The following is a 26,745-nucleotide window of genomic DNA, read 5'->3' as shown; positions in this document are numbered from 1 at the left end:
GCCTGATTTTGCTGGTGACGCTCACATTTGTGAACAGACCGCGCCGCAACTCACGAGCGAAGCCACTCAACGTCGTCCAAATCTAAATCCGGCAAACGGACCCATGTCACCGCCCCGTTCGGGTGCCGGTAGGACATCGGATGCTCGAACCATTGCGGACTGGTGAAAACGTATGCGTAGGTCTTTAGGTATGGAAGCCCGTCGCGTCGCAGTTCATCACGTTCCTCGGGCGGCACCTCTGGCGAAGTGACAAGGTCATCGAGGTCAAGAGGTCCCAGCACGCGAACCAGGTTCGCGATCCCATAGGCCTTGCCGGTACCTTGCTTCACGATGACGACGGGTCCCCGAATCTGGGTTGGTCTGCCGCGGATCTCCCAGATCTTCTCGCCGTTCAACAGCTTCGAGGCATACGGGTCTCGCACAATCAGGCCGCGCGGCCCGACCGAACGGCCGGCCGGCTCTGCTCCATGGTCCGGCGGACGACCCCCATCCGCGTCTCGCGGAAACGGGCTGCGTAGGCCACTCGAGCTCCGCATGGTGTGATGGTAAGTCGGTCAGCGGTTCTCGGCAGCCCTCGCTGCCGCCACACAGGCTTTCCGGGCGGCTTTGATCGCGGCAGCGTCAGGGTTGGCCCAGAGCGTGAGGTTCAGCGGTGGGCGGGCAATGGCCACCAGGGCTCGCTCAAGCTGTTTGGGGTCGGCAACCGGCTGCACGGCGACATCGAGATGTCCGCGCATCCAGGCACTGCGCCGTTCTTCACCTGCCTCGTCGAAGCGATAACTTCGGTAGTTGCTATCGCTTGCGCCGAATCCCCGCGGCCGTGGCTGCAGGCCCAGATCAGCGATCAGCAGGGCGCCTAGGGTACGACGCAGCGTCGAGAAGCCGCTTTGGCCGGCTCGGAAATGCGTGTCGACATCGCGCTGGGCGAGGTTCGTCGACAGGCCGATGTAGACGATGCCGTCGGCCGACTCATCGAGGCCGGGGAGGGCTCCTGGATCGCGGAGGAAGAACGCGTAAACGCCTGGAGCAGCGGGCGCGTTGAGGTCTGCCAGCTGGCTGCGGGCAGCGGATAAGCCGGCGAGCACCCGCGCAACAGCGTCCATAATTCAGAAATTGTGCCAGCGGAGCGGATCGCAGCGATGCCAATCAGTCTGGGGCCCACTCGCGCTTGCACATTGCGGGGACGCTGTGCACGGCGCCGAGGACGGGCGGGAGGGTGCCGCCCGCGCACCTGACCTCTCAGGTCAGTGCATCTAGTCGTCGAAACCGAGTTCGCCGGCAGACAGGGCATGGTCGGGTTCGTCGATCCCCGCGGTCGGTGTACGCCAGCCAAGGGAAAGGTGGCGGCGATGGGCGGCACGGGCGGCACGGGCGGCGGTGTCGTATTCCGTGAGCAGCTGGCGCCACGGCTCGCTGAGCCGGGTGCGGCCGAGGCGGTCGGCCAGGGTGACTGCGGGTGTCGGCTCGTCGAGGCGGAGGTTCTCCGCGGCCTGATTGTTGGCGGTCAGCCTGCTGGCCCAGGGAAGAGCGTTGAGCAGCCGCAGTGCGGGTGTGCTGGGGCCGTGCTGGCTGGTGGGGTCGATGATGATGGCGCGGGCGCCGACCCTGGCGGTGTGGTGGGCGATGCGGCCGAGGTGCGCTGGGTCGGCGTCGGCGGGGTCGTCGATGACGATGATCGTCCCGGGTGGGAGCGTCCACTGCTGATCGCTAATGCGTTGGTGCGCCTGGGCGATCGTGGTGAAGGTGTCGGCCAGCTCTGCGATGCGCGCGGGAGCGGTCGCCTCGTCGGCAGTGCTGAGCCACAGCACGTTTCGGTCGTTGATGTTGGCGATGGCGCGAAGTGTGCACAGCGCCGCAGCGGTGTCGGGATCAGTGACGTCGGCGCGTGTATAGCCAAGCGGATGGGGTTGAGCGGCCAGTGTTTTGAGCCAGTGGGCGATGGCCGGGTCGTGTTCGGCGAGCACGGTGTCGGGGATGGCCAGCGGCGTGCGATCAAAGTCGATGCGGCCGGCGGCGCGCAGAAGCTCCACCTCGGCGCGTGCCGAATCCAGCAGTGTTTCCAGGGTGTCGGAGGTCGCGGTCTGGGCGGCGGCGAAGGCTGCGGCCAGGTCGCGGTCGGCGCGATCGAGCTCGCGGCGCAGTGCTTGGCGGCGGTCGTGCAGTGCGGCGCGGGCGGCCTGGTCCGCACGCTCGGCGTCGCCGCGCGCGGTGACGATGTCGTGCTCGGTGACGATCTTGTGGCCGCCGGCGGCCGCCGTGCGCGCGGCCTGCGCCTCGGCGAAGGCCTGTTGAAACTGAAGCGACGGTGGCTGTTCGGGCAGGCGGCGGGTGTGAAAGGCCAGATCGGCTTGGGCCGAGGCGATGTCGAGATCGTCGGACTCGGGGGCTGCGTGAAGGGTGTCCAGTTGAGTGCGGGCGTGCTCGATCATGCGCAGGATGTCGTTGTAGTCGGCGTCGGCGTCGGCCCACTGCTCCATGACTGCGGTGACGGCGAGACTGTATGGGCGGTCGGCATCGACTTGGCGGCGCATGCGCAGTAATTCCTCGGCGACAGCGCGCATGGCGGGACCATTTCCGGCGCGAATGTCGGCGTCGAGCGTGGTGATTTCTTTGCAGACGGTTCGATATTCGTCGCGCAGGATGGTGAGCTTCTGCATAGTGATGCCCAATTCGGGTGCAGGGCGGTTTGCTGACAAATCGTCGAATTGCAGCCCGTCAAATTCGTCCGGCGGACATACGAATGTGTACGGGTCCGGCGGGGTGTCATCGAAGTAGTCGTCGAGTGGGGCTCGCTCGTCGGTGGTTGGGTAGGTGTCTTCGGGTCGGGGGAAGCAGGTGTTCCTCGGCGGGGTCGGGCGGTGCGTCGGTGTCGTCGGGGGCGGGGATGTTGTCGAAGTCCACGCCGAGATGGGCCCGTAGGCGGTGGGTGAACGCGTCGACGGTGTAGGTGATCAGTCGGGCGTAATCGCCGGGCGCGATCGGGTCGCTGTCGGCGCTGGCGTCGGCGAGGTGTTCGGCGGCCACGCTGAGCAGGTCGCGCGGTGTCCACTTGTGGGGGTTGGCGGCGCTGATGGCGGCGACCAATCCGGGCCAGGCGGGGTCGGAGGTGATGGTTTCGGCCAGCAGGGATCCGAATACTGCGTCGACGTCGGTGATCCAGGCTGGGCGTAGCCGCGAGTGTGTGGTGGCCAGCGTGGCTGTCGGTGAGAGCGCGCCGGCGATGCGCCACCACAGCGCAGCTGCGGGTAGTTCGTCGGGAAGGGGCCCTTGGCGGGCGGCGGTGGTGATGATCTGGCGCAGGTCCGGTGTGGTGCGGGTGGCTTGGGCCAGGTGGGCGGCCAGTTGTGGCCAGTAGGCATCGGATCGCAGGCGCGGGTCGATGGCGTCGATGAGGTCGTTCCAGCGGGTGGTGTCGGCGCTGCGTCGTCCGATTCCGGCGGCGGCATGGCGCTGCAGTAGGGCTTGCACGTCGCGGGTTCGGACTGGGAATTGGCGTGCTCCGGTCAGGCGGGTGTCGGCTTCCTCGACGCCCACGGCTGCGCGGAACACCGCGATTTCTGCGGTCAGCGCCCGGTTGACGGTGATCAGGGGTCGCGCCCAGGCTGGGGCGGTCGCGTTGGTCCAGCCCTGCGCGCGCTCGCGGATGGCGTCGGCGAGGGTGTCGACGAGTTGTTCGCGCCGCGCCAGGTAGTCGCCCCACTGGAGATCATCAGCAAGTACGGTCGGAATCGCGGGCAGCCAGCGCAGCACCCCGACTCCGGAGGAGTGGGTTCCAGCGGGATCGATCCGGTGGTCCAGGACGGCGGCAGGGTCGGCGGCATCATCGACGCCGCCCTTGGCCAGCGCGTCGACCAGCAGCTGATGGGGGTCTGCACCGCTCAGGGCCAGGACGGCGAGGTTGCGGCGCAGCACCGGCCAGGCTTCGCGCGTGCTCAGCGCTGGGATCACTTCATCGGCGATGGCGTCGAGTCGGTCCCGGGCCCCGACGCCCAGGCGGTTCTCGGCGGCGGCGCCGAGCGCGTCGTAGTACATGTCTGCTGCGGCGGCCAGTCGCGCGGCGGGGTCGGATGCTTGGCGGGCTGCGGTGGTGGCCGAGACTTGGGCGCCGTCGCGAGCCAGCGTGCGGGTCAAGACGTCGACGGCGGTGTCGGGGTGGGTGGCCTTGGGCGATAGCAGCCGGTGGGGGTCGCCCTCGGCGGTCGACAGGTAGAGGTGGTTCTCGTCGGTGGCCCGGGTCATCGCGACGTAGAGCGCTTGGCGGGTCAGCATGTCCGAGCCGACGATGTGGCAGCTGCCTTTGGTGTCGCGCCGTCCTGCGGTCAAGCCTTGGGCCGAGTCGATGGTGGCCGCGTAGCCCAGCGTCACGTGCTCGGCGATGTAGTCGGCGGGCAGGGTGACGATGCGCCCGCTGCGCAGATGGCGGGCTTTGAGGCTGCCATCGGTCATGACTTCGGTGATGGTGTAGCGGTAGCCGTTGCGGACGAAGTCGTTGCGCCCGATGCGAATCCAGCGCGCGTTCTTTCGGGTGCGGATGGTGTCCCCGGCGCTGGCGGTCAGCTGGTCGGCCAGCACCACGGTGGGAGCGCTCGCGGCGTTGGGGTCGGCGGCGAGGCGGTCGGTGCGGGCGCGTGCGTTGAGCGCGTTGATGACGTCGTTGGTGGGGGCCAGCAGTATCGAGTCTGCGCCGGCGGCCAGGTCGGCTCGCCACGCTCGGTAGGCCATGTCGGCGGCGGTGTCGTCGGTGCCGACATGGACGCGGTGGTGGTCGATGTAGAAGCCGATGCCGGCCGGGTCGGCGTCGTGCAACGCCAGCCCGGCGGCCGCTTCGGCGGCCGACCGGAAGCGCACGACTTCGGAGAGGGTGAGCGCGTCGGTGGCTTCGGCTATGTCGCGTAGCACTCCACCGGCTGAGATCGACGACAGCTGCCCGTCGTCACCGACGAGGCGCACGCTGGCGCCTTTGCGCAGCGCGTCGGTGATCATCGCGTCAAGGCCGGCGGTGGCGGCCTTGCCGGCTTCGTCGACGACGATCAGCGTGTCTGGGCCGACCTTCTCGAACCACTTCGGACGACCGAGCACCGCCTTGGTGGGGTCGGCTGACCACACGTACTTGTCGAGGGTGTCGGTGGTCGCGCCGAGGTCCTCGCCGAGCACGATCGCCGCGTCGGCGGTCGGGGCCAGGCCGATAACGTGTCCGCCGGAGCTGCGCCAGGCGTGCGCCAGTGCGGCCATCGCGGTGGTCTTGCCGGTCCCGGCCGGCGCCAGTGCGAGCGCGACACGGCGTCCGCAGGTCGCCATCTCCGAGACCAGGGCGGCCTGGCCGGGGTTGAGCGTGCGGCCTCGGGCCCCCGAATCCGCCAGTGCCAGTTCGGCATCGCCAGCGCTAGCCCGTCGACCGTCTTCGCGACCGACCGCGGACAGGATGCGCCGCTCGGCGGCCAGCGTCGCCGCGCTGGTGTAGACGGCGACGCCGTGGCGGCTGTAGACGCTGGCGCCGTCGCGGCGACGCAACGCGCCAGGCTCACCCAACTCAGCATCGGCGATGCGGGCGTGCGGCACCGAAAACGCATCGGAAAGGGCGGTGTCGGTGAGGTGCTCGACGAGTGCGCCATCGTGCGCCAGGCCGTGCGCGCGGACCTGGCGCAGCGCCTCGGCGCGCACATGGTGGCGCTGCCAGGTTGAGCGCGCCTCGCTGACGGTGGCGATCAGTTCGCCGGCGCGCGCTGCGACCCATTGCGCATCGACCTCGGGTGGACTTTGGGTGCGGTCGGGACCGGCGAGGGTGTCGGCCAGCATCTGATTGAGTCCGGGGCGCCCGAGTACCTCGACGGCTTGGCTGCGCCAGGTGTGGCGCTGTTCAGCCAGTGAGCGCGGCTCGTGTTTGGCCTCACGCGATTCCAGTGTCGCCTGCTGGGCCAGGGCGATTGTCTCGACGTTGGTCGGCTCGCGGCCGTGGGCGGCGTGAAACTGCTTGGCGAGCTCGGCGGTGCGCGCCTCGATCGCCGCGCGCCGGCTCGACCAGCGCGACATCAATTCGGTCGACATTCCGTCGATCTCGCGCACCGGTCGCTTACCGCGTCCGCGGGCCTGGTCGACGAAGCGCACGCCGAGGCTGGCGATCATGTGGGCTTCGAGGCGGGTGTTGTACAACTCCGAGGCCGCCACGGTGACGCGGTGCAACGGTTGACCGTCCAGGGCCAGCCACCGGCGCACCCCATTGGCGTCGACGTGAGACACCTTGTTCGACACCGCGACGTGGGTGTGCAGGTCGGGGTCACCGGCGCGGGAATCGCGGTGGGTGAACGCCGCGGCGATGAGTCCTTCGGTGTCGACCTGGGCCACCCCGTTGGCGCCGGTGCGGGTGAATGCTGCGGAATCCTGCAGCCACTCCAGTACGTCGGTGACCGCCGCGTCGTGGGCGGTTTCGATCTGTTCGGCCACCGACAGCGGGGCGATGGCCCAGAGCGCCGACACCGATTTCACCGGTGAGAACGTCAGGTCATAACCGGCCACGGCGGTGGTGCGGGCGCGGGTGTTGCGTGCGATGAACCCCGAGAGCTCCCGATCGTCGGCCGGGGGCGGCCGTACTGTTCGCTAAAGAGATTCACGGCCACACGGGTGCGGATCCGGGCGCGGACATCCGCGGTGATGGTGGCGTTCCAGTGCTCGCCCGCTTCGGCGTTGTGGTCGCGGTAGCCCACCGCCAGGCGGCGGGCGAACTCCGGCTCGCCGTCGCGGACGAGGAACTTGCGCCCCAGCAGGCTCGCCGCCCGTTGTGTACCGATACCTCGCCCGGCGACGTGGTTCTCGATGCGCTCAGCGTTGGGGTGTATACCCTCCCCGTAGAGGGCGCGCATCTGCTCCTCGCTGACTCCGGAGCCCGCCTCGACAGTCCAAATCTGTTCGCGTGCCTGGGCACTGACCTCGCACCGGCCGGTATCGGACAGGGCGGTCAGGCCGCGGCCCATCCACTGCCCGGGTGCCTCGCCCTTGGCTGAGTAGTAGTCGGCCAGCGTGGAGCGGCCCCGTTCGGTGCTATCGGCGGCGGCGACCTGCCGCACCAGGTACAGGTATCCGTCCCCGGCGGTCAGCTTGTGCAGCGTCATCACCATGACGCCCACCGAATGGAGTCCATGCCCGGGACGCTATGAAGCTCGGCACCAAGAATGCCACCACCAAACCGGGTGTCCTTAAACAACTCTCAGGATCAGGGCCTGGATGCAAGAGGTGTGTGGTCTGTCGATGGGCCGTGAAAGGGGGCTGTGAGGGGGTGAGCTGAGGCGGCGGTGAGGGGTGGTGAGGAGGACGGGCAGCGGTGTGGTGCGTGAGCGATGGTGGTGCGGCAGAAGTGACGGTGAAAATATTGGTGGACAGCGAATGTGGCTGTGGTGGTGGCCCGGTCGGCCGGAAGCTTCTAGGGTTCCGACCATGACAGCAGCAGGTACGTCAAAGGTGGAGGCCCGGCGGCGGGCGCGCGAGGCGACCCGTCGCGCCAATGAGGCTCGCGCTGCGCGGGAGCGGGCCAACATTGAGAACGCGGCGACCTACATAGTGGCCAAGACCAAACTTGCCGCGGTAGACACGTGGGAGCGCGAACGACTTGCCCAGCTCCGCGATCAAGTGCGGGCCGAGGCCAACAAGCGGCGCGCAGTCCATCGCGCCGAGGCGGGCGCGGCGCTCAAACTCATGCAGGGCAATGGTGAGACCCTGACGACGATCGCTGATCTGACCGGCGACGGCATTGGAGAGATTCGCGCGATGCTGCGGCACGCACCAAAACCCGAAAAGCCTATGGCGAGTAACGGTTCGCATGCACCAGGCGGCGATGGCGCCCGGGCGGGGTCCATGGATGGCGTTGATAGCACCGGCGCTGTGCGTGATGTGACCGTGGCATGATCGGCGCCGGCCGTGGGGGCGTTCGGGCAGACCTGGCAGAGATGCGCCGTCTCCGCCGCTCACCACGATCCGTTCCCGCTCGGCTGGCCGGGGGCGCTCAGCGCTGCGTGGTCACGGTACGCCGTACGGACGAGTGGGGATGTGACGCCTGAACGCTTGGGCGCCCCTGCCATTCGCATACGCCGCCGCTCCTCCGTCGCGGGTATCCGTGGTCGTTTTGGGACGGCTGATGTCAGAGCAGCGATCTAGAGTCGGCGGTCAAGAGGAGCGCGGGCAGGCCGATCGTTGATCAGCGTCTGCATGCTGGTGAGATCGCCGCATCCTGAGTCACGTCGTATGCGGTCAATGATTTCCGATTGCGAAATCTGGACAGGTGGATTGGGTGCCGATGGTTACAGGCGCTTCTACCTCGCCCGTGTCGGGGGGCTGTGTGTGCTTTCGCGCCGCTACGCATTGGCGATCGAAGGGGTGTGGTCGCGGCGCGTGCTGGGGCTGCACGAGTGCCGCAACCCCGCGTGTGCGTCAAGATCGCACACGACAGCGCAGCACAAGCTGCATGTCGTTTCAGGTTTTAGGGCGACAACATGGAGCGCATGTCGCAGATGCGTCGCGACCGTGGCCGCTATGCCGTGCGATGTTTCAACAGTCGCGGTGTACGGCGGCAATGATTCAGTGGCACTTCACGAGGCGGTACCAAACGGCTGGGACGCAGCCGCGGTGCAGGCGGTGCTGCTTGGCGATCAGCCGACGCTCCGGTGCGTATGGGCGCCCGCGAAGGATCGGCGTCTGGGCGTCGGATACCGCCCCCTGGGCGGGCAGTGCGGGCCGGTGGCGGCCGGTGTCACAGCGATGAGCTGAGCAAGTCGAAGAAGCGGTCGTTGGGGCTGCCCTGGACTGCTCAGGAGCAGCACGGCGGTGCGGGGTGGACGTGTCGTGCCGCTGTCGAACCACACAGCAAGGCGGAGACGCACGCCGTGCGAGCCCAGCAGATGCAGTGCTGCCCAATCGTTTCGCGCCGGCCGTCACCGTTGGTGTAGATGCGCAGCGAGTCGCTGTAGCTCAGCATCGCCAGCCGGCAGTCGGCCTCCGGGTGAGGCTGTCGACGGGCGCGTAGTTGCGCGGCATGGTAGATGAAGGCGGTGAGGGCGCTGGCGGGGGAACGGCTCGAGAAGGCCGTCCCTGCGGTCACCACGCCAAGTCGCCTGGGTGGACATCGCAGGCTCGACGGCGCTCGGGAATGGCGTCATTGGTGAAACAGCTCGCGGTAACCGTCCAGCCGGGGGTGCTGCTCGATAGTGCGATCACCCTCGCAAGCTCAAGGGGGCAGTTGTAGTGTGATCCGTCCTGCGTGGCCGCTCTCCCATCGTGCGAGGGGTATTGCCGCTCGGTGACCTCGACGAGGTAATAGAGAATGGCGCGATGGCTATGTTGGGGCACTGGTGTGAAGGAGGTTTGATGGATAACGAATGTTATCCATCAAAACGGCACCCGTATCAGATCGCCACAAAGGCGATTGACAGCTTAGACGTTGACCACCATTAGTATGGGGACGCCTACGGAGGGTTACCCACCACCCTACCTCCGCCGAAGGGGCAGACAGGAAGCATCGTTGCTGCTTAGGATGCCTTTTTCACCGTGACTCGCGTTGTCTTCCGCCTGTTGTGCCCACATTTTGCCCACCGTTTTTGGCGCGTATTCGGCGTTCAAGTTCGACGCCAAGTCGTCGAGGTCAGAGTCGAACAGGTCGGCGTATACGTCGAGGGTCACCTTCGCGCCGCGGTGACCGAGCATGCGCTGTAGCGCAAGCACGTTGGCTCCTGCCGACAGTGCCAACGAGGCACAAGTGTGCCGCAGATCGTGCGGAGTGATCGTTTGCAATCCGGCTCGCCGCAACGCTGCGGCGAACCAACCGCTGGCAGAGCGCGGTCGTGGCAGGTAGCCGCCGTCGAGGGCGGGAGAGATTAGAGCCTCTCGTCTCTGTCAATGGCCAGGTGGAAGTACCCGCTGGTGGCCAGATGAAAGTATCCACCCCGTGCGGTGATTCCTAGGTTGTCGGGGTGGTCTCCTTTCGGTGTTGGGCGTCTTTCATGCGGTAGGACTGGCCGTCGGTGATGACGACGGTGGCGTGGTGCAGCAGGCGGTCGAGGATGCTGACGGCGGTGGTCTGTTCGGGCAGGAATCGGCCCCATTGCTCGAAGGGCCAGTGTGACCCGATGGCCAGACTGCGGCGTTCGTACGCGCCGGCGACGAGCCGGAACAGCAGCTGGGTGCCGGTGTCATCCAAGGGTGCGAAGCCGAGCTCGTCGAGAATGATGAGGTCGACTCGCAGCAGCGATTCGATGATCTTGCCAACGGTGTTGTCGGCCATCCCGCGGTAGAGGGTTTCGACGAGATCGGCGGCGGCGAAGTAACGCACCTTGAGGCCGGCGTGGATCGCGGCGGTCCCCAACCCGATCAGGGTGTGGCTCTTGCCGGTCCCGGCGGGACCGATGATCGCCAGGTTACGTTGTGCACGTATCCATTCCAGACTCGACAGGTAGTCGAAGGTCTTCTGTGGGATCGACGATGCGGCTACATCGAAGCTCTCCAATGTCTTGGGCACGGGGAACGCGGCAGCTTTGAGCCGGTTGACGACGTTGGAAGCATCCCGGGCCGCGAGTTCGGTCTCGACTAGAGTTCGCAGCACCTCTTCAGGGGTCCAGCGTTGGGTCTTGGCGGTGATCAGCACCTCCGGTGCCGTTCGCCGGATGGCCGCCAGCTTCAGGCGGCGTAGTCCGGCATCGAGATCGGCATCTAATGGTGGAACTGATTTTGGTGCAACGGGTTTGGTATCGGTCAACGGTGCTGTGTTGGTCACGAGTTCACCTCACCGTCAGCGACGGGTGCGACCCGGTAGGCCTCCAGCGACCGGGTCGGGGCGACCGGCAGGTCCAGGATCAACGCATCCCCGGCGTCGCGTGGCTGCGGGGCGCCGGTGCCGGCGGCCAGAATGGAGCGCACGTCGGCGGCGCGGAACCGCCGGAACGCTACCGCCCGGTGCAACGCCGCCACCAACGCCTGTTCACCGTGGGCGGCGCCCAGAGCGAGAAGGATCTCCAGTTCGGAGGCCAGGCGGGTGTTGCCGATCGCGGCAGCGCCGACCAGGAACGCCTGCGCGTCGTCGCCGAGGTCGCAGAACTGCTTCTCCACGGTGGTCTTCGGCCGTGGTCCGCGGTTCGGTGCCGGCCGGGGCCCGTCGTAGTGCTCGTCGAGAATTGAGGCGCCACCGGGTGCGATGAGTTCGTGTTCGGCCACGACCACCCCGGTGGCCGGCTCGAGCAGGCACACCGCGCCGTGATCGACCACAACGGCCACGCTGGTCCCGATCAGCCGGGTCGGTACCGAGTAGCGGGCTGACCCGTAGCGCACACACGACAACCGGTCGACTTTACGTAGCACCGAGGGTGCACCGATCTGCAGTCGTAGCGATGGGAGTGGTTGGAGCACTTGGCGTTCGGCGATCAGTCGGTCGTCGGGGACCGCTTGGACCTCCGAGTGCGCCGTGGCGTTGACTTCGGCGCACCAGGCGGCCGCGGCGGCGTTGGCGGCCCTCAGATCCACCGGGGAGTCGGCGATGGCAGCCTCGGTCAGCAGCGGCACTGCAAGGTCGCGTTGGGCATAGCCGCACAGATTCTCCACGATGCCCTTGGACTGCGGGTCGCCGGCGTGGCAGAAGTCCGGGGCGAACCCGTAGTGCGTCGCGAAGCGGACGTAGTTCGGGGTCGGGACAACGACGTTGGCGACGACCCCGCCTTTGAGGCAGGCCATCCGGTCGGCCAGCACCCGCGCCGGAACGCCGCCGACCACGGCCAGTGCTTCGGCGATCAACGCCAGCGTGGTGGAGGCTTTCTGGTCGGTGGCAAAGCGCACGAAGCGCCACCGGGAGAATGCCAGCACCGCGCAGAACAGGAACAGCCCCGGCGCGGCCTGGGCCCAGTCGATCACCAGATACTCGCCCGGCGCCCACACTGCCGGGCGGCGGCCACGGTGATTGTTACTGCGCCACAACGCTTTCTTCTCTGCGACCAGACGCCGAAAATTACGCGGCGAGCCCTGGTAGCCGGCGGTCCGGGCGATCGGCAATAGCCGTTTGGCCGAGATCCGGCCTTGTGATTTCTCGACGCGTTCAGCGACGAGTTCGGCGACCGTGTCGTAGTTGTGCGCTCGTTCGACCCGGCGTGCTGGCGGTATGCCGGCCTGCTCGGCCTCGTGCCGGTCGATGATCTTCTTGACGGTGCGGTGGGTGGTGCCGCACCTATCGGCGGCACCCCGGTACGACCCGAGCTCGTAGTAGGCGGAAATGATGTCCATGCGGTCCTTCGCAGATTTCAATGGAACTCCCCGATGGTGATGGCGATTGATTGGCGCCTTCACCGTCACCATCGGGGCCCGCAGTTCCTGATCGACACGACGAACACGGGGTGGATACTTTTATCCGGCCAAAACTGGATACCTCCACCTGGCCACCAGTGGGTACTTTTTCATGGCCACGGACACCATGTGAGCATGAGAAAGCGGGCCTCCTTCGGTGAAGCAACTGGCGTCAGACACCAGCAGCTTCGAAGGAGGCTCGCCCTTCTCGGCGGAGCCACACGGGTGGGGAATTTCGATGAGCATCAGTGGGGAATTTCAGCGAGCGCCGTCAATTCCGGCTTAAGTCGGTGCCAACATCACGGCCTACATTGCCCTCGCGTTGGCGATCGCATAGCCGCTTCAGGGTCCGGACCAGCTGGCTTCGAAGTGGATGTCCACCGCCACGCACCCGAAGCCATCCGAACATGGGCCGACGATTACCGAAACCTTCTGGGCGTCACGGAAAAACCTTCTGGGCATCACGAAAAAATAATCGGCGAGTGACCCGAGATGCCGGTTTCATTTTCTTCCACTAACCAGTGAGCCACGTCAACGAGCTCGATGTGGGTTTCTCACATAAAGCACATCGAACTTCACTATGGAGAAGCGTGTGGCGATCGTGCGCCTCGGCGTCCGTGGTCGTATACCGCGTTCACCGGGCAGTATCGTTTACTCGTCGAACCCTTCATCTGGGATGGCAAACACCGTCCGTGCGTTTTCGTTGAGATTGGCAAATCCATCGATGATCACCCGCTTCACGCGCATCTCGTCGTCAGCGATGCGAATCAGCCACGTGCGAAAGGCCGACCCGGTGAATTCTTCGCTGACCAACGCGGGCGCCTTCCAGCGACGAAAATAGAACTCAAGACGGGTCGTCAGCTCCACCACACCCTCATTCACCGGGACGTAGGAAAGTACGTGGCGCAGCTCGAGGCGTTCGTCGAAGATCCCGTCGCGTTGGTTGAGGTACACCTGTAGGCCATCGCGGCCTTTCCACTGGTGACCACCACGAAAACCGATCTGAAAGTCGTCGGTGAGGACCGCGGCGAACATCGGTTCGGATTTCCTTCGCTTCTCCAATCGAAGGAATAAGTCGATGGTCGCAATGAAGCCAGGCAGGTCCGGGGCGCCGCCGGGTACCTTCCTGTCGGCCTCCGTTTCTTCGGATGTCATCAGCCGAGATTGCGGGCTAGCTCGGCGGCGGCGTCTTTTAGGGCACTGCAAGCTTTGCGAACATCGGAGGGCCGGAATCGATAACTCGGCGCTGACGCGTTTAGTGCCAGCCTTATCCCGGAACCACCTTGGGGTACCGCCACGGCAACAGACGCGACGCCTTCCTCACTTTCCTGCCTGCTGATCGCGAACCCGCTTTTCCTGACCTCTGCCAATTGAGTGCGCAGTTCGGTGAGAGTGCGCACGGAATGCTCAGTGAGTGGCTCCAAATGTGGGTCGGGGTACAACTGGTCCAGCTCGTCGTCGGATAGGCCGGCGAGTAGGACTTTGCCGGTCGACGTGCAGTGTGCAGGACGCGTGCTACCCAAACGCGAGATCACCCGGACGGCAGAAGGGCTTTCGAGTGTCGCGATGAAGCGAACCAGTCTGCCGTCCAACGTTCCTACGTGCACGGTTTCCTGAAGCGTGTCGACCAGCTGGCGCAGAATCGGGGCGGCCGTGCGTGGTATGTCCATCCTGGAGTGGACAGCGAACGCCACGTTTGTCAGGGACGGTCCGGGCTGGTACGCCTTGCTGGCCGGATCTTGGCGGACGAACCCACGGTACTGAAGCATCGATAACAGGCGATGCGCGGTCGACGAAGCGACGCGCAGGTACTCACTGGCGTCAGTGAGCCGGATCTCAGAGCGCTCTCCTAGGAGGAGGAGTAGGCGAAGAGCGTTGTCGACAGACTCGATCGGATATTGCGGGGGCTTCCCTGTGCTGTCACGCTCCATGCCCGCGAGTGAGGGTTTCTGCATGACAGAGAGCGTACCGCGGTCAGGTTCGAATGCAGGTCGAAGAATCGCGACGAGTCCGGTGCCGGGGGCGAAAAGTCGCCTTCATGCGCACAAGCCTGGCCGCCGTTTGTCTGCCTTGGCTGCGGCGGGTAGTTGGGGGCCGCCGACTTGCTTCTTGGCGCACGCGGCGGTGCCTTCGTCGACGAGCAGTTCGCCTGTGGCAGTACAGGATCGCCGCGTTAATACGTTTTGGCTCATCCCTGTGGTAGCCGCTCGGATCGGACGCTTGTCCCCCGCCCCCCTGTGGTAACGGGTTGCGGTCCTCTTTTGCGCGGTCTAGCGCTCACTCGCTGCAGTCTCGACTAGTCAACGCCCTCGTTTGACTCCACCGGTAAGGAGACGGCATAATCTCTGCTAGACAGAGTCGCGTTCTACATAACAGTGAAGGCGCCTTGGTCGTGGATCGAGTCCAGTCACTGAGTCATGGAGTTGAACATGCAGGATCACGGTGAGGTGTTAGCGGCTGTACGCACTGGCATGATCCCGGCGCACGTGTATAACGACAAGCAAATTTTCTCGCTCGAGAAGGAGCGCCTGTTCAGTCGGGCGTGGTTGTTCGTGGCGCACGAGTCGGAGATTCCGCAGCCGGGGGACTACGTGGTCAGACAAGTGTTGCAGGATTCGTTCATCGTCGCTCGTGATTCTGCCGGCGAGATCCGGGTGATGTTCAATATGTGCCTCCATCGCGGTATGCAGGTTTGCCGGGCGGAAATGGGGAACGCGTCGAACTTCAGATGCCCGTACCACGGGTGGTCTTACCGCAACGACGGCCGCATTATCGGCCTGCCGTTTCACCAAGAGGCCTACGGAGGAGACGCCGGGTTCAACAAGGCGGGGCAGACCCTGTTGCCAGCGCCGAGTGTGGCCAGCTACAACGGGTTGATCTTCCTGTCGATGGATCCTGACGCGGAATCGCTTGAAGAGTATCTGGGTGATTTCAGGTTCTATCTCGATTTCTACACCAAGCAGGGCCCCAACGGCCTTGAGGTGCGGGGTCCGCAGCGTTGGCGGGTAAAAGCGAACTGGAAGATCGCAGCTGAGAATTTCGCCGGGGACATGTACCACACACCTCAGACGCACACGTCTGTGGTGGAGATCGGCTTGTTCCGAGAGCCGAAGGCCAACAAGCGCAAAGACGGCGCCACGTATTGGGCGGGTAGAGGTGGGGGCACCACATACAAGCTGCCCGAGGGGAGTTTCGAGGACCGGATGAGCTATGTGGGCTACCCGGCGGAGATGATCAGTCGAGCCAAGGCCACCTGGACCGAGCAGCAGCAACAAGTCGTCGGCACCGACGGGTTCATGATCTCGGCCGCGACGTGTTTTCCCAACATCAGTTTCGTGCACAACTGGCCGAAAGTGGAGGACGGGGAGCACGTCTTGCCGTTCATTTCAATCCGGGTGTGGCAGCCAATCAGCGAGAACGAAACTGAGGTGCTGTCGTGGTTTGCGGTGGATTCTGATGCCCCGGCAGACTTTAAGGCGGACTCGTATAAGGCTTATTTGATGTGTTTCGGCTCGACGGGAATGTTCGAGCAAGACGATGTCGAGAACTGGGTGTCGCTGACCAACACGGCGGGGGGTTCCATGGCCCGCCGACTGCGGCTGAACAGCCGGATGGGACTGCTCGCAGACGATGTACGGGTGGTTGACACCCTTAGCAGCGCTCAATTCCACGGGCCGGGATACGCTCAGCTCGGTTACAACGAGAACAATCAACGGCAATTGTTGAGGCTCTGGGCCGACTACCTGGACATGCCGCCGCTGCGCGTCGACCCGGCTACGGTGCTCAGCGACAATCCGCATGGAATTGAACCAATGGTCCAGACCAACGGCGCGGGCGCCGCCGGTATTGACTCGGGGTCCGCTCCGACGTCGGTGATGCTATGAGCGTCCACGAACACCAGCGCATTGGTCAGCCCACGGCGCCATCGGTACTCGGGGCGCACGCGGCGCGCGCCCAACGCGTCGGCGACCCGTTGCCGTTCGACGACCCTCGTCACCTCCAGGCGCATAGTTTCCTCGTCAACGAGGCGTACCTCCTCGATGCTCAAGACTACGACCGGTGGCTGGGTCTGCTTACCGAGGACATCCACTATTACATGCCGGTGCGGATCACCACCGCCGCGGGAGCCGGATTTGATAGCTCACCGGGAATGGCGCATTTCGACGAGAACAAATACTCACTTGAGCGCCGGGTTGCCCGTTTCGCCACCGAGCATGCCTGGACTGAGGATCCGCCGTCGCGTCTGCGTCACTTCATCACCAATGTGCGCACATTCCTCAGCGACGATGCCGACCACCTCGTGGTCGACAGCGCTGAGTTGCTTTTCCGCAGCCGTGGCGACGTCAACGAGTCCACGCTCATCTCATGTGGTCGTGAAGATCTTCTACGTCGCGATGGCAACGCGCTCAAACTCGCACGCCGAACAATCTGCGTCGATGAATCAGTGCTTCGAATGCAGAATCTGGCGGTCTTCCTATGAGCTCAAACGGATCCGGCGAGGGCGCGCAGTCGCCCCCACAACCGGCGTGCGAGGAACTGTCGACGCTGCTGGCCGGGTCGACCGGTGATGCACTGAACATTGCCAACGAGTTCGCAGAGGTCGTCGTGCGCCGAGTGACCACTCGCAATGGAGCTCGGCTGTTGATTCAGGCGCCGAAATCGGCGCAGTGGGTCTCGCTGGATGCCTTGGAACTCGAGGCGCTGACCTGGCAGAATCCGGCCACCTTGGCGGCCATGGTGGGGAACGCAGGTGCTCCGTTGATTCTGGGCGAGGAGGTATGACTGGCTGGCTGGCGGGCAAACGCGCGTTAATCGTGGGAGCAGGTTCGGGTATCGGTCGGGCCACGGTCGACGCGTTCCTGAACGAGGATGCCCGGGTGGCCGTGCTCGAGTACGACAGCGATAAGTGCGCCACGCTGCGCCAGCAGCTGCCCGACGTTCCGGTGATCGAGGGCGATGGGACCACTCGCACCGCCAACGACGAAGCAGTGCAGGTCGCTGTCGACGCCTTCGGCGGACTCGACACATTGGTGAACTGCGTGGGGATTTTCGATTTCTACCGCCGTATTCAGGACATCCCCGCCGAGCTGATCGACCAGGCGTTCGACGAAATGTTTCGCATCAACGTCCTGAGTCATATCCACTCAGTCAAGGCAGCAGTGCCGGCGCTGATGGGCCAGGACGGCGCCTCGATCGTGCTCACCGAGTCCGCGTCATCGTTCTATCCAGGACGCGGCGGCCTGCTGTATGTGGCGTCGAAGTTCGCGGTGCGCGGCGTAGTCACTGCACTGGCTCACGAACTCGCGCCGAGGATCCGTGTGAACGGTGTCGCCCCCGGGGGGACGTTGAACACCGACCTGCGCGGACTCGACAGCCTCGACCTTGGCGCCCGCCGTCTGGATGCTGCACCAGATCGGGCCCGCGAATTGGCTGCCCGCACACCGCTGGGCGTGGCCCTATCGGGTGAAGACCACGCCTGGAGTTACGTCTTCCTCGCTTCTCACCGCTCCCGCGGGCTCACCGGCGAAACGATCCATCCCGACGGCGGTTTCAGCCTCGGACCCCCACCCCAGCGGAATTGAACCCGACGAACACAGGGAAGGAAAGCAGATGGGCGGAGTTATAAAGGCTAAGCGCGAGGTATGTCAGGGCTACGCGAACTGTGTCGTTGCGGCCGAGGATTACTTCGACATCGACGATCGGGGACTCGTGGAGGTCCGCAAGACGGAGGTTCCTTCCGCGGACAGGACCCGGGTCGAGGAGGCTGCGCGCAGCTGTCCGGTGGCCGCGCTGGAAGTCCTAGACGAATGACGTCGCGGGTCGTCATCGTCGGCAGTTCTGTCGGCGGGGTCCGCACGGCCCAGGCGCTGCGCTCGCAAGGCTACGATGGCGACGTCGTCCTGGTGGGCGAGGAAACTGCGCTGCCCTACGACAAGCCGCCATTATCCAAGGCATTGCTTGCGGGTACGAGTGACATCGCCGCTGTGACGTTACTCAGTAGAGACGCTGCCGCCGCCGACCGCATCGAGCTTCTCCTCGGCCGCCGCGCGATCGGAGTGGATGTCGCAGCGTGTCAGGTCGAGTTCGCCGATGATGAGCCCCTGCGTTATGACCACCTGGTGGTGGCCACCGGAGCCAGCGCGCGACCATCCCCGTGGGGCCACGGATCGGGCATTCATGTGCTCCGCACTCTGGAGGACTGTCTGCGGCTACGGGACGACCTTGTCGCCGGTGTCCGCCTCGTGGTGATCGGGGGAGGATTCATCGGGGCCGAAGTTGCGTCAACCGCCCGGTCAATGGGGGGCAGGTGACCGTTGTCGACCCGGTGCCCGTTCCGATGAGCAGGGTTCTGACCGAAGAGATCGGCGAGTGGTTCATCGATTTGCACCGAAACCACGGAGTGCACACGCGCTTCGGTATCGGTGTCGAGAATATTGAGGGGGAGCGCGGCAACCTCAAGATCGGCCTCACGGACGGGACGGTCCTAGAAGCCGACACGGTGGTGGTGGGCATCGGCGCCGTTCCGAATGACGGCTGGCTGATGCAGTCGGGACTGCTAGTCGATGACGGCCTGGTCTGCGACGAGTTCTGTCGTGCAGTTACGTCACAAAACATCTACGCAGTCGGCGACGTGTCGCGTTGGTTCCATCGCGCCCGCGGCGTGACGATGCGCATCGAACACTGGACAAACGCGGTCGACCAGGCCTCTTGCGTCGCGCATAATATTTTGTATCCCGATGAATTGCGCTGCTACGAGCCCGTCGAGTACGTCTGGAGCGACCAGTACGACTGGAAGATTCAGGTCTGTGGCCAGACAACTCACCTAGGAGAGCCACTCGTCGTCGGAGATCGACTGTCCGACAATCGATTCACAGTCCTCTACCCGGATGGCGAGCAACGTCTTGGTGGCGCGGCGGTGGTGAACTGGCCTCGAGCACTGATCGAGTGCAGGCGTGCGCTGCAGGCCGGTAGCGATCTCGAAAGTGTGCGGGGAAGGCTCGAAGTGTTGACGAACCCACCCGATACCGCCGCAACGCGATCGCCATAGTCGGGCCACAAGTGGTTGCGCGCCGCATTGCAAGTGGGACTGGTTTCCCACCGAACATGCTCGCTGCGGCTTCGCCGCGTTCTTAGCTCGGAATGTCGCGGCTTTCTACCGCGCGAGGTCCTCGGTGGCCGCGGCGCGGTATTCAGGTTTCGGCCACCGCCCCGGCTCGGTGGACAGGCCGATACCGCGCCTTGGGCGCCGGCATCACGGATGAGTTGCCGCGACCGCATCGCTCCCCTAGACGGAACTCGGCTCGAAACGGAGTGGCCGATCATCGAGGTTCGGGGCTGCGCCGCTGGCGACCGACCCACATCGGTGACCTCTGGGACCCTATCGACAACACAACCTGTCGCAGCCGACACGGCGCCACGAGTCATGAAGAAGACCTCGGAGGTTGTTGAGCGTTCCTAGCTCACTTGGAGGTCTTCTTGTTCTCACCTCGCCACGCCGTCACCAACGGCGATGGTCAGTACGGTGAGGTTAGTACGCGGCACTTCCTGGTGTTGACGCAATCGGCCGGTCCCGATACTCTCTAAGTAACAGAGTAGTGTTCTGCAAAACAGAGAAGGTAGTCTCATGTCGACCGCTGAGATTTCAGGGCTTCACGAATTCGACGCCGAGCTCGAGGCTGCCAACTTACGTGGACAATGGATCTACGACGAAATGCTGGAGAGCGTCGTCGGCGGCCCCAAGCCCGCCGGTGTTCCGTTTCTGTGGCGATGGCACGATGTTTACGCGAAGCTTCTGAAGTCGTGCGACGTGATGCCTGAAAGTTTGACGGCGCGACGCAATCTCTCGTTCATCAATCCGGATGCCCGGGGAACCACGCACACCATCAACATGGGTATGCAGATGCTCAAGCCCGGCGAGATTGCCTATGCGCACCGCCACACCATGGCAGCGCTGCGGTTCGCTATTCAAGGCGGCCCCGGCCTGGTGACTGTGGTGGATGGCGAGCCTTGTCAAATGGACACCTACGACCTGGTTCTGACCCCTCGCTGGACGTGGCATGACCATGAGAACGCCACCTCGGAGAACGTCGTTTGGCTCGACGTGCTGGATATCGGCCTAGTGCTCGGGCTGAATGTGCCCTTCTATGAGCCCTATGGCGAGATGCGCCAACCTCAACGCGAGGACCCGGGAGAGCATCTCGCTGACCGCGGTGGGATGCTGCGCCCGGCGTGGGAGCAGGTCAAGGCGGCGAACTTCCCGTACCGCTATCCTTGGCGTGACGTCGAGCGGCAGCTCCAGCGGATGGCGGGCCTTGCGGGCAGTCCCTACGACGGCGTAGTCCTGCGTTATGCGAACCCCGTTACCGGCGGATCGACTATGCCAACGCTGGATTGCTGGGTGCAGTTGCTGCGGCCGGGCCAGCAGACCGAGGCCCATCGCCACACGTCGAGTGCCGTGTATTTCGTCGTGCGCGGTGAGGGAACTACGGTTGTCGACGGGGTCGAACTCGACTGGGGGCCCCACGACAGCTTCGTGGTGCCCAACTGGAGCACCCATCACTTCGTCAACCGGTCGGCAGAAAATGCGTTGCTGTTCTCGGTCAACGACATCCCTACATTGAAGGCTCTCGATCTCTACTACGAAGAGCCCGAGCTGTCTTTGGGGACGCAGCCATTTCCGCCGGTCCCCGCTAACCTCCGAGCCCGCTGACGATTCACGAGAGAGGCAGTGCACGTGCGTGACACGAAGTTGACCGTCGATGACATCACCGGTGTCGTCGGCATTATCCCTACGCCCTCCATCCCGACGGCCGACCAACCGGGCACCGCGTTCTCCGTAGACCTCGATGAGGCGGCGAAGCTCGCCGACGCGATGGTCCGTGGCGGAGTGGATGTGCTCATGACCACAGGCACCTTCGGCGAGTGCGCCTCGCTGACGTGGGACGAGTTGCAGAGCTTTGTCGCCACCGTGGTCGACGCCGTCGCGGGACGTATCCCGGTTTTCGCCGGAGCGACGACGCTCAATACCCGCGATACGATCGCGAGGGGTCGCCGGCTCGGCGAGCTCGGCGCCGATGGCCTGTTCGTGGGTCGTCCGATGTGGCTGCCCCTGGATGACGCCGGCATCGTGCGCTTCTACCGGGATGTGGCCGAGGCAGTGCCGAACATGGCATTGGTGGTCTACGACAACCCCGGCGCCTTCAAGGGAAAGATCGGGACGCCCGCCTACGAGGCACTCAGCCAGATACCCCAGGTCGTCGCTGCCAAGCATCTCGGGCTGCTCAGTGGCTCCGCCTTCCTTTCCGACCTCCGCGCGGTAAGCGGTCGCGTGCGGCTACTGCCGCTTGAGACTGACTGGTACTACTTTGCGCGGCTCTTCCCAGAAGAGGTCACCGCCTGCTGGTCGGGCAATGTGGCCTGCGGCCCTGCGCCAGTAACGCACTTGCGCGACCTAATCAGAGCCCGCCGCTGGGACGACTGCCAAGCGCTCACCGACGAACTCGAGGGGGCTCTTGAGACGCTGTACCCGGGCGGCAACTTCGCCGAATTCCTCAAGTACAGCATCCAGATCGACAACGCCCAATTCCAGGCGGCCGGTTTTATGCGCACGGGGCCCACCCGACCGCCGTACACCGAAGTGCCGGAGTCCTATTTGGCTGGCGGGCGCGAGGCCGGCAAGAACTGGGCCGCACTCCAGCAGCGCTATGCGTCACTTGCCGTCTCGAACCACTGAATCGCCTGAGGACAGCACATGTTGGTGAAGACGTTGGGTTATGTGGGTGTGGAGTCTCCGGATGCGAAGGAGTGGTTGGCGTTCGGTCCGGAGGTTTTGGGGATGGAGGCGGTTGAGGCGTCCAGTGGGTCGGTCCTGTTGCGGATCGACGACGCCGATCATCGTTTGGCTGTGCATCACGGAGAGCGCAACCGGATGTTGTATGCGGGCTGGGATGTGGGCAGCGAGGAGGCGCTTGAGGCTGCCGGGGAGTTGCTGCACAAGCGGGGCATTGGGTTTGAGGTGGGGACCGAGGAGGACTGCGCGGCCCGCGGGGTGTTGGGCTTTGTGACGCTGTCGGATCCTTCGGGGTTGCGTCATGAGTTGTTTTACGGTCAGAAGGTGGTGCCGGGTTCCTTCCGGCCCGGTCGTGCGATATCGGGGTTCGTCACCGGTGCGCAGGGGTTGGGTCATGTGGTGTTGGCGACGCCGGACCTTGCGCAGGCCGACCGGTTTTTGCGGGGGGTGTTGGGGTTTAAGAAGAGCGATGAGATTTACACCTTCATGGATCTGTGGTTCTACCACTGCAACCCGCGCCATCACAGCATCGCGTTGACTCCGATGCCGGGTGTGCGGGGACTGCACCACGTGATGGTCGAGGTGCAAAGTTTTGATGACGTGGGGATGGCTTATGACCTGTGCATGTCGCGCAACATTCCGCTGAGCATGACGTTGGGGCGCCATGTCAACGATCGGATGGTGTCGTTTTACGCGCGCACACCGAGCGGGTTTGACATCGAGTACGGCTGGGATGCGGTGACCGTCGACGAGGAAACCTGGACAGTCGCTCAGTACGACCGACCCAGTGTGTGGGGCCACCAGATGGTCGCCCAAACACCACCAGGCGCACTCGAAGCCGCAACAACATGAACGGCTCGACGGCCGAGACGACGAAAACGATCATATGGAGGTGAAATGGCGATCCGGTTCCTAACCGACGACTGGGCGACTGCGGTGACCGACGCGGCCAATGCCGACGAGAGGTTCCGCATTGCAGCGAAGGGACATGACGTGGTGCTCCGCGTATCCGTGTCGCAGAGCCCGGCCAGCGATGACTACTACATGCATTTCTCTGACGGGTCGCTCATCGTCGGTATCGGATCCCCGCCGCGCACGCCCGACGTGGAGGCCGAGCTCAGCTACGAAACAAACGTCGAGCTGTCTCGGGGTGCGCTCAACGGCCAGACCGCGACCATGACCGGGCAGATGAAAGCCGTCGGCAACATGATGAAGATGATGTCGATCGGAAAAGCCCAGGATCGGCTCGCTGAACTCGAGAGCGGCTTAGACATCGACTACTAGCACTTATCGCGGCGCCTAGAGTTGACTTCGCGCCGAGGGACACAATGCCACGAACGGGAGTGCATCGGCACTTACCATCGGCTCAAGTCCCACCCTGGACGGTCCGGCGCGACCATACCGCCAATAAAAGCCATTCCGAAGATCATCAAACCAGATTGGACACGGCTCATGACAACACGTAGCAGCGAACTCGTTCCCAGCGACATGAAGGGGCTGTGGGGATTCGTGCCGGCCTGCTCGACGCCGGACGCCGCCGATGTCAACGCGGTCGACACGATCGACACCGATGCGCTCGCGTCTCTGGTGGATCGTCTGGTGCGTGATGGTGTCGACGGCATCGTGACGACCGGCAGCGCCGGCGAGTCGCACACCCTTTCCGACGACGAATACCGCACGCTCATCACGACAGTCGTGGAGACGGTGAACGCCCGGGTTCCGGTGTTCGTTGGTGCCAGCACGCTCAACACGCGCGACTCGATCCGACGCGCCCGCGTCATCGCCGACCTCGGGGCGGACGGCATTATGAGCGGACCGCCGATGTATTTGCCGCAGACTGCCGAGAACGCGGTCCAGTACTATAAAGACCTCGCCGAGGCCGTTCCGGAGCTGGCGATTATGATTTACCAGAACCCGCATGCGTTCCGCATCACATTGCCGCCCGGTGCATTTAGGGAGCTGGCCCAGATTCGCAATATCGTTGCGCTCAAGCAGACCTCGATGGACATCTTCAATGTGATCGGCGCCATCAAAGCGGTCAAGGAAAAGATGTCGGTCCTCGTCTTGGACCAATTGATGTACCCCGCAATGATGTTCGGTGCTGCCGGAGCGTGGAGCATCGACGTATGCATGGGCCCCTGGCCCGCGCTTTCGCTGCGCGATGCATGCCAGCGTGGCGACTGGACAGAGGCCGCGGCCATCGCCGACCAGATGCAGGCGCCATTTCGAACGCTGGGTCTGACTATGGAGGAATTCCAAGCCATGCAGTCCGCCTGGTGGAAGATGGCAATCGACACTGCGGGCTATGGGCGTGCTGGGGCTGCTCGGCCGCCCTTCGTTCACATACCGCAGACCGTCGTCGATTCCGCGCACCGCTACGGTGAACGCTGGGCAGGACTTGCGGAGCGCTATCACCGGTCAAGGGAAGCCGCTGGGCTGCCGCCTGCCGCGGCGAACGTCGCCGCCGCCTCGTCATAGACGCCGGGGAAGAACCGTCAGGGCGACCTGCTGACCACTCCCCCCACCTAGGCGTCTAGGTCTGTAGCCAACGTCGCCAGACCACTCAGCAGCGACTGAACTTCGGAAAGGACTGCCAAGCCGAGCAATGCGACGGCGGCGAGGTTGAACAATGCCGCCTGCTCGCGACCACCGATCTGATGGGCTTCTCCAAGAGCCCGTTGCGCGATGATAGGTCAGCCAGTCAGGATTGCGATCGAGAGCAGCGTCAAGATAGGAAGTCGCACCCGAGCCAACGCGTCGCCGAGCACACAGATAGTGTGCACCACAAGCGGTTTCGCGGCCGTGGCCACGGCGAGCATGTCACAAGTCACAGCGCCACGGGCGGTCTGCCAGGGACCATACCGGCGATGACTTGGAGATGCCCGAACCGATAGGCGCGACAATCGGCATCGCCTGCCGACCCGGGCGATCGGGGGAGTGGAGTCGGCTAACGCCCGCCACCCGGGTGTTCGTCGGACAATAGCGGCAACGACCGCCGCGCGTGCTCTTGTTCCCGCGCCCCGCGGCCGAATGTTCATAACAGGGCACCGACAGCACGACGACATCGCCACAGACCTCGGCCATGAGCGGCTGGCGGCCCCGGCGCAAAGGCAAGTCGGTCAAAGAGATCAACACGTCCAGTCGCGATCTTGCGTGCACTGCCGCAGCCTGCCGAACGCGTCGTAAATGCCTGATTCGCCAGGACTTAGCGTGATCTCGTCTACATAAGGTGACGCGCCGGGTCCGTCAGATTAACGGTGTAAGCGGCATCTTCGGTTAGGTGGTTTCGCTGCCCGGCATGCGGTCGGCGAAGGTGATCGCGAAGGCGTTCAGGGCTGGTTTCCAGCGTATGGTCCATCGCTTCTGTCCGGTCCCGGTCGGGTCCAGCGACCGGGTGACCAAGTATAGGCACTTCAGCGCCGCCTGCTCGGTGGGAGAATGACCGCGGGCCCGCACGGCGCGGCGGTAGCGGGCGTTCAACGATTCAGTAGCATTGGTCGAACAGATCACCTTCCTTGTCTCGGTGTCGTAGTCCAGGAACGGAATGAACTCACTCCACGCGTTGCGCCACAATCGAATCGCCGCCGGGTAGCGGTTACCCCACTCGGCTCTCGAATGCGTCCAGCGCTGCCGCTGCAGCCTCGGCGTTGACCGCGGTGTAGATCGGCCGCAACGCCTTGGCAATGGCGTCGCGGTGCTGGCGCCCGGCATAGCGGAACGTCCCACGGATCAAATGGATGACACACGTCTGGACCACAGTGTCGGGGAACACCGCGCCCACCGACTGCGGTAAGCCTTTGAGCCCGTCGCAGACCAGGAAGAAAATGTCGGCCACCCCGCGGTTCTTCAGCTCGGTGAGTACCGCCAGCCAGTATTTGGCTGACTCGCCCTCGCCCTCGCCCTCGCCGGCCCACATGCCCAGCACGTCACGATGCCCGGCCAGGTCCACCCCGATCGCGGCGTAGATGGGCCTGGGGCCGACCTGGCCGTCGCGGATCTTGACGTGCAGGGCGTCGATGAACACCGCGGCGTACACGCGTTCCAGCGGGCGGGTGTGCCACACGGTCATCTCCTCGACCACGCGGTCGGTGATCCGACTGATCGTGTCCTTGGACACCGACGCGCCGTAGATGTCGGCGAAATGGGCGCTGATCTCGCCGGTGGTCAGCCCGCGGGCATACAGCGACAACACCACCTCGTCGACATCGGTCAGGCGACGTTGGCGCTTCTGGACGATCTGGGGTTCGAAGCTGCCGGCGCGGTCGCGCGGCACCTCGATCTCGATCTGCCCGCCCGCATCGGTCAGTACGGTCTTGGCCCGGGTTCCGTTGCGGGAGTTGCCCGAGCCATACCCAGCCGGATCGTGACGGTCATAGCCCAGGTGCTCGGACAGTTCCTAATCCAGAGCGGTCTCGATGACCGTCTTGGTCATCGCCTTGAGCAACCCGCCCGGACCGGTCAGCGATACGCCGGCCTCGCGTACCAACTCCCGGGCAACCTCGAGCTCGTCGACCTCACCGCTATCCGGGACATCAATGGCCGCCACGGCGGCCTCATCATCGGGATTCTGCGATGGCTCCACAGCCACGACAGTTTCGGTCATCACGCGACCTTTCCGGCCCCGACACACCGGGGCCGATCAGGCCGTT

18 protein-coding genes and 4 pseudogenes are annotated in these 26,745 nt (G+C 64.6%); 13 read left to right on the top strand and 9 right to left on the bottom strand.

Annotation, left to right across the window (positions count from 1 at the left end; translation table 11 throughout):
- Positions 1-50: 50 nt before the first annotated feature.
- The 3 genes and pseudogenes from EXE63_RS07015 to mobF form a co-directional block, all read right to left on the bottom strand.
- A complete protein-coding gene (locus EXE63_RS07015; RefSeq protein WP_168141337.1) occupies positions 51-395 on the bottom strand; it encodes a hypothetical protein in 345 nt (114 codons plus the stop codon).
- Between the two features lie 159 nt (positions 396-554).
- Positions 555-1,103: a GIY-YIG nuclease family protein gene (locus tag EXE63_RS07010; RefSeq protein WP_168141336.1), complete on the bottom strand. Its 549-nt coding sequence runs from the start codon at positions 1,101-1,103 to the stop codon at positions 555-557.
- Between the two features lie 150 nt (positions 1,104-1,253).
- Positions 1,254-7,112: pseudogene (gene mobF, locus EXE63_RS33590) on the bottom strand (MobF family relaxase).
- Between the two features lie 316 nt (positions 7,113-7,428).
- Between mobF and EXE63_RS06995 the strand changes: the two are divergent.
- Positions 7,429-7,896: a hypothetical protein gene (locus tag EXE63_RS06995; protein WP_234904402.1), complete on the top strand. Its 468-nt coding sequence runs from the start codon at positions 7,429-7,431 to the stop codon at positions 7,894-7,896.
- A gap of 1,575 nt (positions 7,897-9,471) precedes the next feature.
- On the opposite strand, the pseudogene EXE63_RS06985 reads toward EXE63_RS06995, so the two are convergent.
- The 5 genes and pseudogenes from EXE63_RS06985 to EXE63_RS06965 all read right to left on the bottom strand — a co-directional run.
- Positions 9,472-9,861: pseudogene (locus EXE63_RS06985) on the bottom strand (tyrosine-type recombinase/integrase); the annotation flags it as partial.
- A gap of 79 nt (positions 9,862-9,940) precedes the next feature.
- Positions 9,941-10,753: an IS21-like element helper ATPase IstB gene (gene istB, locus EXE63_RS06980; RefSeq protein WP_070946684.1), complete on the bottom strand. Its 813-nt coding sequence runs from the start codon at positions 10,751-10,753 to the stop codon at positions 9,941-9,943.
- Entirely contained in the window at positions 10,750-12,267 is a 1,518-nt protein-coding gene (gene istA / locus EXE63_RS06975; RefSeq protein WP_083339402.1) for an IS21 family transposase, read from the bottom strand. Before istA ends, istB begins: the two co-directional genes overlap by 4 nt.
- A 690-nt stretch (positions 12,268-12,957) precedes the next feature.
- The gene (locus EXE63_RS06970; RefSeq protein ID WP_011777780.1) at positions 12,958-13,461 is read right to left on the bottom strand and encodes a hypothetical protein; all 504 of its coding nucleotides are present in this window, start codon (positions 13,459-13,461) and stop codon (positions 12,958-12,960) included.
- Entirely contained in the window at positions 13,461-14,261 is an 801-nt protein-coding gene (locus EXE63_RS06965; protein ID WP_168141334.1) for an IclR family transcriptional regulator, read from the bottom strand. The genes EXE63_RS06970 and EXE63_RS06965 overlap by 1 nt, the downstream gene beginning before the upstream one ends.
- A gap of 474 nt (positions 14,262-14,735) precedes the next feature.
- Between EXE63_RS06965 and EXE63_RS06960 the strand changes: the two genes are divergently transcribed.
- The 12 genes and pseudogenes from EXE63_RS06960 (at position 14,736) to EXE63_RS06910 (ending at position 24,574) form a co-directional block, all read left to right on the top strand.
- The gene (locus EXE63_RS06960) at positions 14,736-16,190 is read left to right on the top strand and encodes an aromatic ring-hydroxylating dioxygenase subunit alpha (RefSeq protein WP_168145442.1); all 1,455 of its coding nucleotides are present in this window, start codon (positions 14,736-14,738) and stop codon (positions 16,188-16,190) included.
- Positions 16,187-16,786 carry a 3-phenylpropionate/cinnamic acid dioxygenase subunit beta gene (locus EXE63_RS06955; protein WP_168141333.1) on the top strand — a complete coding sequence of 200 codons (600 nt, stop codon included), beginning with the start codon at positions 16,187-16,189 and terminating at the stop codon, positions 16,784-16,786. Before EXE63_RS06960 ends, EXE63_RS06955 begins: the two co-directional genes overlap by 4 nt.
- Entirely contained in the window at positions 16,783-17,088 is a 306-nt protein-coding gene (locus tag EXE63_RS06950) for a hypothetical protein (RefSeq protein ID WP_013470350.1), read from the top strand. The genes EXE63_RS06955 and EXE63_RS06950 overlap by 4 nt, the downstream gene beginning before the upstream one ends.
- Positions 17,085-17,888, top strand: a complete 804-nt coding sequence (hcaB, locus tag EXE63_RS06945; RefSeq protein WP_011855194.1) for a 3-(cis-5,6-dihydroxycyclohexa-1,3-dien-1-yl)propanoate dehydrogenase — start codon at positions 17,085-17,087, stop codon at positions 17,886-17,888. The genes EXE63_RS06950 and hcaB overlap by 4 nt, the downstream gene beginning before the upstream one ends.
- Before the next feature lie 28 nt (positions 17,889-17,916).
- On the top strand, positions 17,917-18,117 hold the full coding sequence (locus EXE63_RS06940; protein WP_069416979.1) for a ferredoxin: 201 nt from the start codon (positions 17,917-17,919) through the stop codon (positions 18,115-18,117).
- Positions 18,114-18,952 (top strand): annotated as a pseudogene (locus EXE63_RS06935) (NAD(P)/FAD-dependent oxidoreductase); the annotation flags it as partial. The gene EXE63_RS06940 and the pseudogene EXE63_RS06935, both read left to right, overlap by 4 nt.
- 21 nt (positions 18,953-18,973) lie before the next feature.
- Positions 18,974-19,354: an oxidoreductase C-terminal domain-containing protein gene (locus tag EXE63_RS32855; RefSeq protein ID WP_234904548.1), complete on the top strand. Its 381-nt coding sequence runs from the start codon at positions 18,974-18,976 to the stop codon at positions 19,352-19,354.
- A gap of 576 nt (positions 19,355-19,930) precedes the next feature.
- Positions 19,931-21,016, top strand: a complete 1,086-nt coding sequence (locus tag EXE63_RS06930) for a cupin domain-containing protein (RefSeq protein ID WP_168141332.1) — start codon at positions 19,931-19,933, stop codon at positions 21,014-21,016.
- A 24-nt stretch (positions 21,017-21,040) separates the two neighbouring features.
- On the top strand, positions 21,041-22,039 hold the full coding sequence (locus EXE63_RS06925) for a dihydrodipicolinate synthase family protein (RefSeq protein ID WP_011777788.1): 999 nt from the start codon (positions 21,041-21,043) through the stop codon (positions 22,037-22,039).
- Between the two features lie 18 nt (positions 22,040-22,057).
- Positions 22,058-22,948 (top strand): VOC family protein, encoded by an 891-nt coding sequence (locus EXE63_RS06920; protein ID WP_013470355.1) that lies wholly within the window; start codon positions 22,058-22,060, stop codon positions 22,946-22,948.
- Between the two features lie 45 nt (positions 22,949-22,993).
- Positions 22,994-23,380, top strand: a complete 387-nt coding sequence (locus EXE63_RS06915; RefSeq protein ID WP_011777790.1) for an SCP2 sterol-binding domain-containing protein — start codon at positions 22,994-22,996, stop codon at positions 23,378-23,380.
- A gap of 168 nt (positions 23,381-23,548) precedes the next feature.
- Positions 23,549-24,574: a dihydrodipicolinate synthase family protein gene (locus EXE63_RS06910; protein ID WP_011777791.1), complete on the top strand. Its 1,026-nt coding sequence runs from the start codon at positions 23,549-23,551 to the stop codon at positions 24,572-24,574.
- Positions 24,575-25,372: 798 nt separating this feature from the next.
- Here the strand turns inward: EXE63_RS06910 and EXE63_RS06905 are convergent.
- Positions 25,373-26,678: pseudogene (locus EXE63_RS06905) on the bottom strand (IS256 family transposase).
- Positions 26,679-26,745: the final 67 nt, after the last annotated feature.

It is taken from the genome of Mycolicibacterium frederiksbergense (genome assembly GCF_012223425.1).
Taxonomy (GTDB): Bacteria; Actinomycetota; Actinomycetes; order Mycobacteriales; family Mycobacteriaceae; genus Mycobacterium; species Mycobacterium frederiksbergense.
This window is presented reverse-complemented; position numbering and strand designations above follow the sequence as displayed.